General features: G+C 71.7%; 12 protein-coding genes. 6 read left to right on the forward strand and 6 right to left on the reverse strand.

From position 1 onward, the window contains the following. Nucleotides 1–195: 195 nt before the first annotated feature. From B7K20_RS04350 to mtrA, 3 genes are read right to left on the reverse strand one after another with little or no spacing between them, the layout of a single operon-like run. The gene (locus B7K20_RS04350) at nt 196–1,941 is read right to left on the reverse strand and encodes an LpqB family beta-propeller domain-containing protein (RefSeq protein ID WP_084100917.1); all 1,746 of its coding nucleotides are present in this window, start codon (nt 1,939–1,941) and stop codon (nt 196–198) included. Next, nucleotides 1,941–3,611: an MtrAB system histidine kinase MtrB gene (mtrB, locus tag B7K20_RS04355; RefSeq protein ID WP_084100920.1), complete on the reverse strand. Its 1,671-nt coding sequence runs from the start codon at nt 3,609–3,611 to the stop codon at nt 1,941–1,943. Before mtrB ends, B7K20_RS04350 begins: the two co-directional genes overlap by 1 nt. Beyond that, entirely contained in the window at nt 3,608–4,291 is a 684-nt protein-coding gene (mtrA, locus tag B7K20_RS04360) for an MtrAB system response regulator MtrA (RefSeq protein WP_084100923.1), read from the reverse strand. Before mtrA ends, mtrB begins: the two co-directional genes overlap by 4 nt. Nucleotides 4,292–4,387: 96 nt before the next feature. Here mtrA and B7K20_RS13390 point away from each other — a divergent pair, with 96 nt between their 5' ends. Genes B7K20_RS13390 through B7K20_RS04385 form a run of 5 tightly spaced genes read left to right on the forward strand, consistent with a single transcriptional unit; the run spans nt 4,388 to nt 9,866 of the window. Then, nucleotides 4,388–5,578: a hypothetical protein gene (locus B7K20_RS13390; protein ID WP_084100926.1), complete on the forward strand. Its 1,191-nt coding sequence runs from the start codon at nt 4,388–4,390 to the stop codon at nt 5,576–5,578. A gap of 3 nt (nt 5,579–5,581) precedes the next feature. Beyond that, nucleotides 5,582–6,265, forward strand: a complete 684-nt coding sequence (locus tag B7K20_RS04370; RefSeq protein ID WP_084100929.1) for a DUF4129 domain-containing protein — start codon at nt 5,582–5,584, stop codon at nt 6,263–6,265. Further along, a complete protein-coding gene (locus tag B7K20_RS04375) occupies nt 6,262–7,458 on the forward strand; it encodes a DUF4350 domain-containing protein (protein ID WP_084100933.1) in 1,197 nt (398 codons plus the stop codon). Before B7K20_RS04370 ends, B7K20_RS04375 begins: the two co-directional genes overlap by 4 nt. Then, the gene (locus tag B7K20_RS04380; protein WP_084100936.1) at nt 7,455–8,570 is read left to right on the forward strand and encodes a MoxR family ATPase; all 1,116 of its coding nucleotides are present in this window, start codon (nt 7,455–7,457) and stop codon (nt 8,568–8,570) included. The genes B7K20_RS04375 and B7K20_RS04380 overlap by 4 nt, the downstream gene beginning before the upstream one ends. A 3-nt stretch (nt 8,571–8,573) precedes the next feature. Beyond that, nucleotides 8,574–9,866: a DUF58 domain-containing protein gene (locus B7K20_RS04385; protein ID WP_084100938.1), complete on the forward strand. Its 1,293-nt coding sequence runs from the start codon at nt 8,574–8,576 to the stop codon at nt 9,864–9,866. A 106-nt stretch (nt 9,867–9,972) separates the two neighbouring features. Here B7K20_RS04385 and B7K20_RS04390 read toward each other — a convergent pair whose 3' ends face one another. Beyond that, nucleotides 9,973–10,968, reverse strand: coding sequence for a stage II sporulation protein M (locus B7K20_RS04390; protein ID WP_084101077.1), 996 nt, complete (start codon nt 10,966–10,968; stop codon nt 9,973–9,975). Between the two features lie 43 nt (nt 10,969–11,011). Here B7K20_RS04390 and B7K20_RS04395 point away from each other — a divergent pair, with 43 nt between their 5' ends. Further along, nucleotides 11,012–11,836: an RDD family protein gene (locus B7K20_RS04395; protein ID WP_084100940.1), complete on the forward strand. Its 825-nt coding sequence runs from the start codon at nt 11,012–11,014 to the stop codon at nt 11,834–11,836. Between the two features lie 59 nt (nt 11,837–11,895). On the opposite strand, the gene ahcY is transcribed toward B7K20_RS04395, so the two are convergent. Next, the gene (ahcY, locus tag B7K20_RS04400) at nt 11,896–13,338 is read right to left on the reverse strand and encodes an adenosylhomocysteinase (protein WP_084100942.1); all 1,443 of its coding nucleotides are present in this window, start codon (nt 13,336–13,338) and stop codon (nt 11,896–11,898) included. Further along, nucleotides 13,335–14,282 carry a cation diffusion facilitator family transporter gene (locus B7K20_RS04405; protein ID WP_084100944.1) on the reverse strand — a complete coding sequence of 316 codons (948 nt, stop codon included), beginning with the start codon at nt 14,280–14,282 and terminating at the stop codon, nt 13,335–13,337. Before B7K20_RS04405 ends, ahcY begins: the two co-directional genes overlap by 4 nt. Nucleotide 14,283 lies beyond the last annotated feature (1 nt).

Raw genomic sequence — 14,283 nt, forward strand, 5'->3', positions numbered from 1 at the left:
CGCGCCCCACACCCCGGGCATTCCACGGGCACCACCAGCCGAGCGAGGTCACGCGCCGCCATGACCGCGGCTCGTCTCCACGAGTCCATGACTCAAGACTCGCCTCGACGGCGGGATGAGAGCTGCGCCGCAGCGGCGCTCCGGGAACAACGCGACGCCAGCGGGCGCCTGGGGACGACGGTCGTCCGGGCAGGATCAGCCCGCGTAGGAAAGGTCCTCGATCCCCTCTGCCACGGGCGTCCACGACGTGCCCGCACGCTCCTCGACCGCGCCCTCGGCCCCCACCACCACGAGCGACGACTCACCCGAGCGGGCGGTGATCGCCACCGCGTTGGTCATCGCGCCGAGCGTGGTGGTGCGACCGCCTACGGAGGTCACCCAGAGAGGGGTCGAGGAGCCCTCGATGGGTTCGCCGAGGACCGCCACCGTGAGCGCGTCCGTCCACGCGATGTCGACGCCCGCGCCCACGGCGCCGCCCACCGGCAGCGGCTCGCCGATGCCGGTCGGGCTGCCGTCGGCCTCACGCACGATGGCCGCCACCTCGAGGGCGGCCTGCCCGCCCGCGCGCGAGAGCACCGCGATGCGGCTACCGTCGCGCGACAGCGCGATCGCGACGACGGTGCGCGAGCCCAGCCACTCGTCGCCCAGGGCGAATGCCTCTCCCCCGACCCCGGCCACCTGCAGGGCGCCGCCACCGCTCGCCACACTCCAGACGTTGCCGAAACGGTCGAAACTCGGCGCCACCATGTCGTCGCCCGCAATGACGGTGGTCGCGACAGCGGGGGCGATCTCTTCGCCCTCGCCAGCGCCGGCACCCTCCTGGCCCGTCTCCAGCGGCACAAGCGAGTCCAACCCGCTAGCGAGATCCTCGGTGACCTGGACCCCGACACCCTCGACCGAGAACGCCACGCGCGTGCCGTCATAGGACAGGGCGACACCGCCTGCGCCCACGCCCACTCCTCCGGACTGGGCGGGCACTGCGACGCCATCGCCGTCCCACAGACCCAGGCGATCGTCGGCGATCACCGCCGCGACCGCATCGGGCACCGGCGCCTTATCGAGCGTGACGGATTCCTCGTCGGCGATGGGAAGGCCGCCAATGCGCACCTCGACATCGGTCACGTCGGGAAGGCTGCCAAGCGTCAGCCGGAGCTGTTCGTCCGCGAGCGCGCGTTCCTCGGGAGAACCCGCGGACTGCGCCGTGAGGTCGACCGTCGCCACGCCGCCGGTCACGACCACCGACTCGACCGCGAGCGCGGCCGCGGCGGGGAAACCGGTGACCACGGCATCGGCCAACCACGAGGAGGGGCCCTCGACGAGCTCGCGCGCGGCGGCCGTGGCGGCATTGACGCGAGGGAGCCAGCGCTGCTCGGGCACCGCCGTGGTGAGATCGGGCGTCGCGAAAACCAGCTGCACGGCGCGGAAGAAGCTGACGAAGTTGGCCTCGGGAAGCACCACCCCGTCCGCGAGCGCAGCGATGCGCCACTCTCCCTCGTCGTTGCGCGCCATCTCGAACTCGATACGCTCCACCGTCTCGTCGGCGGTGTCCGTGAGCCTGCCGGACTCGTCCACCTCCGCGGCGACGGGGACCTCGTAGGTGACCGTGTCACCGGGCTCATCCCACTGCGGCGCTACCGCGCCGGAGTCGTAGACCAGCGTGCGCGCGGCCGGGTCCCAGGTCGATGCAGCTTCGTCGGTGAGGAACTCACGCGCGAGCGTGAAGTCGCTGGCCACACCGCTTGCCGAGGCCGTGAGGAAGCCCGTCACGATCGCCTCGGGGTCATCGGTGGCGCCCGGGCCCTGCGCGATGGGCTGGAAGGGTTCGATGGGGTCGACGATGCCGTCACCTTCTTGGACGGGGCCCTCGACGGGGATCGAGGCGCACGCGCCGAGCACGAGGGTCGCCGCGGTGGTGAGTGCAGCCAGTCGCATGGGTCGCATCAGGTGTCCCTCCCCGACGTCGCCGAGGCCGCTGCGTCGGCGACGTCCGTCATGATGCCGGGGAACTCGACGACCGGGCCGACCGCCGCGAAGCCGCCCTGGCGCTGCACCAGCGGCAGCGGAGCGTTCTTTCCCAGGCCCTCGGCCGTGCGCGGCAGCAGCAGCCGGAAGCTCGCCCCCTGGCCGGGAGCGCCCCACACCTCCAGCGTGCCGTCGTGCAGGTGGGCGTCCTCGCGAGCGATCGACAGCCCCAGCCCGGTGCCGCCCATCGTGCGGGCGCGGGCAGCATCGGCCCTCCAAAAGCGGTCGAAGACCCGGTCGACCTGCTGGGTGGTGAGACCCACACCGTGATCCCGCACCACGACCGCGACGCCACGGCGGTTGGAGGCGACGGCCACCTCGACGCCCGCGCCGGACGCATGCTCGACGGCGTTCGACAACAGGTTGCGCACGATGCGGCTCACGCGGGGCCGGTCGATCGACGCGGTGTGTGGCCCCTCACCCATCCGCATGGTGATCCCCACCCCCAGTCCGGCCGCGACAGGGACCATCGCCTCGACCTCGTCGCGCACCACATCGGCCACGTCCATGGATTCGAACTCGAGCTGCGCGGCGCCGGCATCGATGCGTGAGATCTCGAGCAGGTCGGCAAGGAGCGCCTCGAAGCGGTCCAGCTGGTTGCTGAGCAGCTCCGCCGAGCGGGCCGCCGCAGGATCGAGGTCGCCGCGGGCGTCATAGAGAACGTCCGATGCCATACGAATGGTGGTCAGCGGCGTGCGCAGTTCATGGGAGACATCCGAGACGAAACGGCGCTGTAGGCGCGACAGGTGCTCCATGCGGGTGATCTGGCGCTGCAGCGATCCCGCCATGTCGTTGAAGGTCTGCGCGAGCGTGGCCATCTCGTCGTGACCACGCACGCTCATGCGTTCGCTGAGCCGTCCCTCGGCGAGGCGCGATGCCACGCGGGCCGCCTGACGCACCGGCCGCACCGCCTGGTTCGTGACGAACCAGGTCATCGCGACGACCAGGCCGACGAGCACGACGGCGCCGATGGTGAGGATCTGCTGGATGAGGTCCAGCGTCGCCTGCTCGTCGCCGAGCGAGTACACGAAGTAGAGCTCATAGGGGCCGGCGGGGCCGAGGTCCAGGGGGGAACCCACCACCACGCCCGGCACCTGGGGGTCGGTGAGCTCGACGAACTGCCACGGCTGGTCCTTGTCGTCGTCCACCGCCGCGCGCATCTCGGCGCTGATGGGGTCGCCGATGCCCGTAGGAAGCTCGCCGACGGTCAGCGGGATCTGCGAGTTGTTGTCGGGCGCGCGCTGGATCACGATGCCGCGCTGGTCGCCGCCGAGAGAGCGCAGCTCGTCGAACAGATCGAATACCAGCTGCTGCATGTCGCCGGGATTGGCGGCCGTGGTGGAGCTCGCGCGCTCCTGCGCGATGGTGGCGTCGCGCGCGGACTCCGCGAGAATGCGCTCGACACGGTTGTCGACGAGCCCGTCGCGGGTCTCCGTCGTCGCGTAGGCACCCAGCGCGATGACGGTGCCGATGCCGACCACGAGCGTCGAGGAGACCACTCGCAGCGACATGGACCGGGACCAGCGCCGCGCCGCCGTGCGCACCGGCGCGATCAGCGCGGCGCCGATGGCGCGCGCGGTCAGAGTCACGATGAGTGGCTGCCGGCCTTGTACCCGACGCCGCGCACCGTCTGGATGATCTCGGGGTTCTCCGGGTCGCGCTCGATCTTGGCGCGCAGTCGCTGAATGTGGACGTTGACCAGTCGGGTATCTGCGGCGTGACGGTAGCCCCAGACGTCCTCGAGCAGCACCTCACGGGTAAAGACCTGGCCCGGCGAGCGCGCCAACGTGGTGAGGACGTCGAACTCCAGGGGCGTCAGCGGGATCATCTCGCCGTCGCGGCTCACCCGGTGTCCCGTCACGTCGATCTCCAGGTCGCCGATGCGCAGGGTGGGGGCGCTGCTGGCGTCGTTACGGCGCAGGCGGGCCCGCACGCGGGCGATCAGCTCGCGCGGCTTGAAGGGCTTGGGGATGTAGTCGTCGGCGCCCGATTCGAGCCCGAGCACCACGTCCACGGTGTCGGACTTTGCGGTCAGCATGATGATGGGCACCCCGGACTCGGCGCGGATCTCGCGGCAGATGTCGATGCCCGAGCGTCCGGGCAGCATGAGGTCGAGCAGTATCACGTCGGGTTGTTCCGCGCGGAACACACCGACGGCGAGATCGCCGTGGTCGCAGAAGAGGGGATCGAAGCCGTCGCCGCGTAGGACGATGCCGATCATCTCCGCCACCGCAGGATCGTCGTCGACCACCAGGATGCGTGCCGTCATGGAGCCATCTTGCCACGGTCCGCGACGCGTCCGGCAGGTCCCCGCGCCGCATCGCCCCTGCGTGGCAGGATAGTCCGGGTCAAGGGAGGCAAGCACGTGACTGGATCCGACGAGCAGGGTGCCACCGGGGCGCCGCAGTGGCCCGCGCCCGGCCAGGCATCCGCGCCGCCCGCCTGGACCGCGCCCGCGGGCGCACCGCCATCGCAGCCGTCCGCCGTACCCCCTGCGCCGGTGGCGCCGCCCTCGCCGGCCGCCCCCGGCCAACCGTCCGGACCCGCGTATGGCGGCGCGTACGGCTCCGCATACGGCTCCGCCGCGGCACCGACCTACAGGTCGTGGCAGCCGGGCATCCTCCCGCTCAAGCCGATGGGCTTCGGCGACTTCCTCGCCGTTCCGTTCAAGGCGCTGAGGTTCAACCGCGCCGTCATGCTCGGTGCGCCCCTGCTGTTCACCCTCGTGTCGACGATCCTGACGCTCACCACGCTGTGGATCGTCTTCAACGATCCCCAACTGGGGCTCATGTCTGCCGCACCCACACTGTCCGGTATCTCTGGCGAGACGGTCGCCCTCATCGTGATCGCCATCGCGGCCGCGCTGCTCGCCGACGTGTTTTCCAGCTCGATCATCGCGCCCGGCGTGGCGCGTGCGGTGCTCGGCGAGCGCATCACCATCGCCACAGCCTGGAAGCAGGTCCAGCACCGCTTGGGCTCGCTCTTGCTGCTGTATCTGGTGTCGTTCGTCGCGATGATCGCGGTGATAGCGATCGCGTGCGCGCCGCTGCTACTCGCGGCATTCGGCGACGGCGCCGCGATTGCCGGGGGCATCGTCCTCACGGCGCTGCTGTTCCTCTCGGCCATTCCTGTGTTCCTTGCGATCACCGTGGTGCAGGGAGTCACCCGCGCCCTGATCGTGCTCGAGGACGTGTCGATGGCCGCGGGTGTGCGCCGCGCGCTCGGCCTCATCAAGGGGCGTTTCTGGTGGTCGCTCCTCATCGTGTTCGTCGCGATGGTGCTGATCAATATCGCGGCCTCGGTGTTCCAGTACGTGGGCCAGTTTGGCGGGCTTGCGGTGTCGTTCGTCGCCCCGGAGTCCGTCGTCGCCCTCGCCGTGGCGTTCTTCGTGGTCTACGGCATCGCCTACGTGGTGTCGATGGTGCTGGTGTACGCGTACATCGGAGCGATCTTCGCGCTGCTGTATGTGGATCTGCGCATGCGCCACGAGGGTTTCGACATCGACCTCGCGCGGGCCGCCGAGGCGCGCGCGGCCGCCGCGGCGGGGCGGGCCTGACGCGTGAGGGTCTCGATTCCCGTCGACCCGGAGGCCGACGAGGCGCGGCGCTGGGCCGTCGAGGAGCTCTCCAAGTCCGAGTACCGCACCGAGCCTGCGACGTGGATGGCACGCCTGGGTGACTGGCTGCGCGGGCTGTTCGAGGGCTTCGACGGGTTCGGCACGGGGCTGGGCCCCGCGGGCACCATTCTCATCATGGTGGTCGCGGCGGCGCTGATCGGCCTCGTCGTGTGGCTCGCCGTGGGACCCGTGCGCCGCTCACGCCGTGCCCGCACCGGAACCGGAGTGCTCGACGACGACCGTCGCTCCGTCTCGGAGATGGAACGCGCGGCCGAGCGCGCCGCCGCGAGTGGGGACTGGGACACGGCGGTGTGCGAGATCTACCGCGCGAGCGTGCGGATGCTCGACGACCGCGGCGTGGTCGCCATCAGCGATGGCATGACGGCCGACGAGGCCGCCCGCGCGATCGCGGCCGGCGTACCGTCCGTGGGCCGCGCGATCGACGCCACGGCGCGCGATTTTGACGTCGCCCGCTACGGACGCGGCGGGCTACCCGAGTCGTCCTGGCAGCGCGCCCGTGACACGCATACGGCGCTGGGGCGTGCACGCAGGACCGCGGCGGGCTCGGATGCCGGTGCCGGTGCCGGTGCCGGTGCCGGTGTGACGAACGCTGGAGTGGTCGCATGAGCGTCGACTACGCACGGGCCGAGGCTCGCCCCTCGCTCGCGCGCCGCGCGCGCCGCCGCCCCGCCCTGGTGGTGGTCGCCGTGCTGTTCGTCGTCGTCATCGTGCTGCTGGTGTGGTCGTCCAAGCCGCAGGATTACACCGCCTTTTCCCCCGAGAACACCGCGGGCGACGGCGCCCGCGCGGCCGCCGAGATCCTTCGCACCCAGGGCGTCGAGGTACGCAAGGCCGAATCCCTGGGCTCGACGCGCATCGGCGACCCGGCCACGACGACCCTGGTCATCGCCGAGCCTCACCTGCTGCAGGAGTTCCAGGTCGAGGCGCTCCTGGACTACCCCGGCGACCTCGTCACCCTCGGGGTGGACGACGCCACGTTGCGCCTGGCGAACACGGGGCTCGTGTCGACCTATGCCGACGCCACCACGGTGTCCCTCGCGAGCTGCCGCGCAGAAGACGCCCTCGCGGCCCAGCAGGTCGAGGCCGGCCCCTGGGGGGTCAGCGGCACACCCGCCCAGGGGGTGACGACGTGTTTCCCCACCGACAGGGGGGCGGCCACCTACGTCGACCTCGAGCGCGACGCGGGGCGCCTCACCATCCTCGCCTCGCCCGAGATCGTGACGAACGATCGTCTCGCCCAAGAGGGCAACGCCGCCCTCACGCTGCGCACACTCGGGCGCCACCCGTCCGTGGTCTGGTACGTCGCCGACGGGTTCGATTCCTCGGTGCCGACCTGGGAGGGTGGCGACGGCATCGCGCCGCCTGAGGCCGTGCCCGTCAGCCCCGACTTCCTCCCGCCTGGCACGCTTCCCGCGGCCTTCGCGCTCGGGCTCGCCGTCCTCGTCACCGCGATGTGGCGCGCACGCCGCTTCGGGCCGCTCGTCCGCGAGCCGCTGCCCGTGGTGGTGCGCGCCTCCGAGGCGACGCGCGGCCGAGCACGCCTGTACCGACGCGCCCGTGCCGCGGGCCGAGCGGGAGCGGCCATGCGAGCACACGCCGCGAGGAACATCGGCCCGCGCCTGGGAGTTCCGCGCACGGCAGGGGCCGATGCTCTGGTCGACGCGATCTGCCGCGCCACCGGCCGCAACCGTGCCGACGTGACCGACCTGCTGTATGGCCCGCCCCCCGCGAGCGACGCCGACCTGATGACACTGACCACCGAGCTCGACCGCCTGGAAAGCGAGGTTCACCGACCGTGACCGACACCCCCGAGTACCCCACCGACGGCGCCGCTGACGCGCAGGCGTCCGCCGCGCAGCGCGCTGCGGAGCAGCCCCCCGCCCCGCAGCCCGAGGCCCCGCAGCCCGCCTCCCCCGAAGGGGAGGCGCGCCAGGGTGGGGCGCCCGCGAACCCTGCCACGGCATCGGCCGCCCGGGACGCCTTGGGACGCATTCGCACCGAGGTGTCGAAGGCCGTCGTGGGACAGGACCAGGTCGTCACGGGACTGGTGATTGCGCTGCTGTGCCGCGGCCACGTGCTGCTCGAGGGCGTGCCCGGTACCGCCAAGACCTTGCTGGTGCGCACGCTGTCGCGCACGCTCGGCGTCGACACGTCGCGCGTGCAGTTCACCCCCGACCTCATGCCGGGAGACGTGACCGGGTCGCTCGTCTACGACGCGCGCACCGCCGCGTTCTCCTTCCGCGAGGGGCCCGTGTTCACGAACCTCATGCTCGCCGACGAGATCAACCGCACGCCGCCGAAGACTCAGGCGTCGCTCCTGGAGGCCATGGAGGAGCGCCAGGTCACCGTCGACGGAGACTCTCGCGTGTTGCCGGACCCGTTCCTCGTGATCGCGACGCAGAACCCCATCGAGTACGAGGGCACCTACCCACTGCCCGAGGCCCAGCTGGACCGCTTCTTGCTGAAACTGCCCGTCCCCCTGCCCGCGCGTGAGGCAGAGATCGAGGTGGTGCGCCGTCACGCCGCGGGCTTCGACCCACGTGACCTCGACGAGGCCGGGGTCGCCACCGTGGCCTCGATCGAGGACCTCGCCGCCGCGCGCGGCGAGGTCGCCCAGGTGTCGCTGTCGACCGAGGTCGCCGGCTACATCGTCGACATCTGCCGCGCGACGCGTGAGGCCGCGTCGGTCGCGGTGGGCGTGTCGCCGCGTGGCGCGGCCGCGCTCATGTCGACCGCTCGCGCCTGGGCATGGATGCGCGGCTCGACCTTCGTCACCCCTGACGACGTGAAGACCCTCGTGGAGTGGACACTGTCGCACCGCATCCAACTCCGTGCCGAGGCCGAACTCGAGGCCGTCACCGCGCGGGCCGTGCTCGGATCTGTCCTCGCGTCCGTGCCGGTCCCCCGCTGACCCATGTACCTCACCGGCTGGACGGCGCTCCTCGCGGCCCTCGGCGCCGTCCCGGCGATGTGGTCCACGGGCCGCTCGTTCGCGTGGGCCTGGGTCCTCGGCGTGCTCGCGCTCGCGGCCATCGACGCCTGGATCGCACCACGAGCAACGGACGTGGGGGTGCGCCGCAACGCTCCACGCGCGGTGCGCCTGACCGAGTCCACCACGGCGGGCCTCGAGATCGCCAACCTCTCGCGTCGGCGCATGCGCCTGAGCCTGCGCGACGCGTGGCAGCCCTCGGCCGGCGCCGGGGACACCAGGCATCGCTTGCGCCTTGCCGCCGGCGAGGCGGCCGTGCTGCACACGACGCTCACGCCCACCCGGCGCGGCGACCGCGTGGCGGACCGCGTCACCGTCAGAATCTCCGGGCCCATGAGGCTCGCGGGCCGTCAGCGGTCGATCGAGGCCCCGGGCGTGGTGCGGGTCCTGCCCGAGTTTGCCTCGCGCCGGCACCTGCCGTCGCGTCTGGCCCGGCTACGAGAGATCGACGGTCAAAGCGCCGTCCAGCTGAAGGGCGCGGGCGCCGAGTTCGACTCGCTACGCGAGTACGTCATCGGCGACGACGTGCGCTCGCTCGACTGGCGGGCTTCGGCCCGCCGCGGCGAGGTGCTGGTGCGGACCTACAGGCCCGAACGCGACCGCCGGGTGCTCACCGTGCTCGACACCTCGCGCCTGTCCGCCGCGCGCGTGGGTGACGCTCCCCGCCTCGACGCGGGCATCGAGGCCACGCTCCTGCTGAGCGCACTCGCCGCCCGCGCCGGTGACCGGGTGCAGGTCACGGCCTTTGACCGCTCCGAGCGGGCACGCGTCGCGGGCATGACGGGCCCCGCCATGATGCCCGCGCTCGCCGACGCCCTCGCGACCGTCCAGCCCGCGCTCATCGAACCCGACTGGCCCGCGGTCGCCCGCCTGGTCCAGGGGCGGCTCAGCCAGCGCGCGCTCGTGGTGATCCTGACCACCGTGGACGTCTCCGCGGTCGACTCGGGGCTGCTCGACACGGTGAGGGCGCTGACGCGCGAGCACGTGGTTGTCGTCGCCTCGGTCGAGGATCCCGAGGAGGCCGCCATGCTCGCCGGCCGCGAGGACGTGACCGCCGTGTACGGTGCGGCGGCCGCGGCCCGCTCCGCCCTCGAGCGCGACACCGTCGCGATGCGGCTGCGTCAACTGGGCGCCGAGGTGGTCCAGGCCGGCCCCGACGACCTCGCTCCTGCGGTCGCGGACCGCTACCTTGCGCTGAAGGCCGCCGGACGGCTGTAGGCGCCCGGCTCGACGCTCCCCAGTGGCTCACAGGAAGCAGGCCGGGGGGGGGGAGAGCGTCGGTGACGACCCGGCGCACAGGGCGCGGCGCGCGCGGTGGCGCCGCCTACGCGCTGACCGCCACCGTGTCGACCGCGAAGTCACCCTCGACGTCGCCGGTGGCCTGCGCCGCGACGGCGGCACGCCCGAAGGCGAAGACGTAGACCCAGAACGCCGCGCACGCGACGATACCGATCGCGTCCTTGATGGCCCATGGGATCGCGGCGCCCGTGATGAAGCCCTCAATGAGGCCTGAGATCAGCAACACGCCGGCCAGCCCGATCGCGACGCCGAAGGCCGTGCGCCCCTCCTCGGCGAGCGCCTGGCCGCGCGTGCGCGGGCCGGGCACCAGCATGGTCCAGAACAGTCTGAGCCCCGCCGCCGCGGCCACGAACACCGCGGACAACTCAAGCAGCCCGTGGGGCGCGAGCAGCTGAAAGTACACGTCCAGCAAGTCCGCCTCCGCCATGACGGCGCCCGCCACCCCCAACTGCACGACCGTGTTGTACAGCAGGAACAGCGGATAGATGCCGGTGATCCCGAGCGCGATGCACTGTGCGGCGATGAACCAGTTGTTGGACCACACCGAGGCCGCGAACGAGCTCGAGTCGTACTCGACGTAGTAGTTGGCGAACTCGTAGTTCGCGATCGCCGCGCGGGTCTCGGGGTCGCCGATGAGGTCGAGCGACTCGGGGTGCGAGACGGTCCACCATGCCGACAGGGCCGCGAGCGCGACCACCGCGAGCGACACGGTCACGCCCCACCAGCGCACCCGGTACAGCGCGGCGGCGAGCCCATACAGAAGGAACCGTCGCACGGGATGGGTCGAGGCCTCGTGCGCGCCGGTCAGCCACACGCGAGCGCTCGCGAGCAGGATCGACAGCCGCGTCACGAGCGCCGGCTCGGGCGCCGCCGAACGCACCGTCGACAGGTCCCCTGCGGTTGAGCGGTACAGCCGCGCCAGCTCGTCAGCCTCGGCGCCCGTGAGCCTGCGCCGGCGCGTGAGCTCCTTGAGGCGGTCCCAGCGCGACGCGCGCGCTCGGGTCAGGGCGTCGACATCCACGCCGCTACGATGCCACACAACGGCGACCACGCGCGGAGGCACCATGCAGGACGACGAGATCCTGATCGGCGAGGGTGTCGCGCTGTCCACGGGCGCGGCGCCCGTGACCATGCGCATGCTCTCCGGCGCCATCGACGTCCTCGTCTACGGCGGCACGGCCCTCGCGTCCTTCCTGGCAATCGCCAACACCTTGGGGCCCTACCTCAACGGCGCCCTGTGGCGCGCCGTCGTCATCGGCGCCATCGTCGTCACCCTCGTGCTGCTGCCCACGCTCGTCGAGACGCTGACGCGCGGGCTCTCCCCCGGCCGGCTCGCCCTGGGGCTGCGGGTGGTCCGCGACGACAGCGGCCCCATCGCCTTCCGCCACGCGTTTATCCGCGCCTTCGTGGGCCTCGCCGAGGTGTATCTCTCGTTCGGCATGATTGCCATCACCACGTCGATGCTCTCGGCCCGCGGCAAGCGCCTGGGCGACATGCTCGCCGGCACGTACGCGATGCGCGTGCGCGGCGGCGCGAAAGCGCTGCCTCCCCTCGCGATGCCGCCTCACCTCGAGGCGTGGGCGAGTGCGGCCGACATCCGCAGGCTTCCTGACGGGCTCGCGCTGACCAGCCGCATGTTCCTCGCCCGCGCCGCCGCCCTGCGGCCGGACTCACGGGCGCGTTTGGGCAACGACCTGGGCGAGCGCGTCTTCGCCCACGTCTCGCCCCCGCCTCCCGAAGGCACTCACCCCGAGTACGCGATCGCCGCCGTGCTCGTCGAGCGCGGGCGCCGCGAGTACGCGATCGAGATGGATCGCCAGCGTCGCGGCGCGCTCGAGGAGCGCCGCGTGGGCGCGCTCCCGTACGGCGTCATCGACGTCGATAACTGAGCCGCGGCATCGGCCCCTGAGGAATGGCCGATGCGACGGCGGGGCCTCGTACGCGGCCGTCAGTAGCGGTAGTGGTCCGGCTTGAACGGGCCGTGCTGCGGCACGCCTAGGTAGTCGGCCTGCTCCTCGGACAGTTCTGTGAGGCGCACACCGAGCGCGTCGAGGTGGTCACGGGCGACCTTCTCGTCGAGGACCTTGGGCAGGCGGTGCACACCCAGCGGGTACTCGTCGAGGTTCACCCACAGCTCGATTTGCGCGAGCACCTGGTTGGCGAACGAGGTGCTCATCACGAAGCTGGGGTGGCCCGTGGCGTTACCAAGGTTGAGCAGGCGGCCGGCGGACAGGATGATGACGCTGTGCCCGTCGGCAAACGTCCACTCGTCGACCTGGGGCTTGATGGGCTGGTGCTTGGCGCCCGAGCGGGCGAGCCCCGCCATGTCGATCTCGTTATCGAAGTGACCCACGTTGCCGACGATGGCCTTGTCCTTCATCGCAGCCATGTGCTCGACGCGGATGATGTCCTTGTTGCCCGTGGTCGTGATGAAGAAGTCGGCGCGCTCGACGACGTCCTCGATGCGAGCCACCTCGTAGCCGTCCATCGCGGCCTGCAGCGCACAGATGGGGTCGACCTCGGCGACGACGACGCGCGCGCCCTGGCCGCGCAGCGCCTCCGCCGCGCCCTTGCCGACGTCGCCGTAGCCCGCGACGAACACGAGCTTGCCGCCGATGAGGACGTCGGTGGCGCGCATGAGGCCGTCGGGAAGCGAGTGACGGATGCCGTAGCGGTTATCGAACTTGGACTTCGTCACCGAGTCATTGACGTTGATCGCGGGGAACAGCAGCTCGCCACGCGCATGCATCTGGTCCAGGCGGTGCACGCCGGTGGTGGTCTCCTCGCTCGTGCCGAGGATGCCTGCGGCCATGCGGGTGAAGCGCGTGGGGTCGGCCGCGAGGGAGCGTCGCAGCACCTTGCGCATCGACTCGACCTCCTCGTTGTACGAGGGGTCCTCCTCGTCGAGCGGCGCGGGCACCTCGCCGGCGGCCTCGAAGCGCACGCCCTCGTGGACCAGCAGGGTGGCGTCGCCGCCGTCGTCCAAGATCATGGTGGGGCCGTCGACGCCGTCCCACGTGAGGATCTTGTCGGTGTACTCCCAGTACTCGTCGAGGGTCTCGCCCTTGACGGCGAACACGGGCGGGCCGGCGGGGGCCGAGTAGGTGCCGGTGCCGACGACCACGGCCGCCGCTGCGTCGTCCTGAGTCGAGTAGATGTTGCACGAGGCCCAGCGCACCTCGGCCCCGAGCGCCGTGAGGGTCTCGATGAGCACCGCGGTCTGGGTGGTCATGTGCAGGGAGCCGGCGATGCGGGCGCCCGCGAGCGGACGCGCGTCGCCGTACTGGGCGCGCAGGCTCGTGAGGCCGGGCATCTCCTGCTCGGCGAGGCGGATCTGGTGACGGCCGGCCTCGGCGAGGGCCAGGTCGGCAACGACGTACTCGTGGGTCACGGGGAGTTCTCCTTGGAGGCGGCGGGCTCGGCGAGCGCGCGGCGCAGGTCGGGTTCGATGAAGATGAGGCGGGCGGCGGGGACGGCCTCGCGGATGCGACGCTCGGCGTCGTCGATATCGGCAGCGACGTCGCCCATGGTCGCGCCGGCGCGCACGGCAACCTTGGCGGCCACCAGCACGTCGTCGGGTCCCAGGTGCATGGTGCGCAGGTGGATGACGTCGGTGAGGCCCGATGCCTCGAAGGCCCCGCGGATGCCCGCGAGGTCCTTGGAGGTGGCGGACTCTCCCATGATGAGCGAACTGGTCTCGCGGGCGAGCACCACGGCGATGACGACGAGCAGGAGGCCGATCATCGCGGTGCCGGCGGCGTCCCAGCGGCCGTCGCCCGTGACGAGCGTCATCGAGACGCCGAACAGCGCGAAGACCAGGCCGGCGAGGGCGCCGGTGTCCTCGAGCAGCACCACGGGCAGTTCGGGCGAGCGCGAGCGGCGGATGAACTGCGGCCACGTGAGGTCGCCCTTGGCTGGTCGCGACTCACGCACGGCGGTCCTGAGCGACGCGCTCTCGAGCGCAATCGCCACCACCAAGACCGTGACGGGCACCCACTGCCACGACTCGATCGGTTCGGGGTGGCTCCACTTGTGCCATGCCTCATACAGCGCGAACAGGCCGCCGAGCGTGAACAGCACGACGGCGACGAGGAACGCGTAGTAATACCGGGCGCGCGCATAGCCGAACGGATGGTCGGCGGTCGCGACCCTCTTGGCGCGCTTGCCGCCCACGAGAAGGAGCACCTGGTTGCCCGAGTCGGCCACCGAGTGGATCGCCTCGGCGAGCATCGACGAGGCACCCGTCAGCGCCCAGGCGGCGAACTTCGTGACGCCGATGCCGAGGTTGGCGGCGAGCGCCGCCACGATGGCCTTGGTGCCACCCTCCGTGGACACG

Source organism: Demequina sp. NBRC 110051 (assembly GCF_002090055.1).
Lineage (GTDB): Bacteria > Actinomycetota > Actinomycetes > Actinomycetales > Demequinaceae > Demequina.

Bases quoted from the DNA above. Each gene is read 5' to 3' on its own strand.
- B7K20_RS04375 (WP_084100933.1), top strand. From the start codon at position 6,262: ATGAGCGTCGACTACGCACGGGCCGAGGCTCGCCCCTCGCTCGCGCGC.
- B7K20_RS04385 (WP_084100938.1), top strand. From the start codon at position 8,574: ATGTACCTCACCGGCTGGACGGCGCTCCTCGCGGCCCTCGGCGCCGTC.
- B7K20_RS04395 (WP_084100940.1), top strand. From the start codon at position 11,012: ATGCAGGACGACGAGATCCTGATCGGCGAGGGTGTCGCGCTGTCCACG.
- B7K20_RS04350 (WP_084100917.1), bottom strand. From the start codon at position 1,941: ATGCGACCCATGCGACTGGCTGCACTCACCACCGCGGCGACCCTCGTG.
- mtrA (WP_084100923.1), bottom strand. From the start codon at position 4,291: ATGACGGCACGCATCCTGGTGGTCGACGACGATCCTGCGGTGGCGGAG.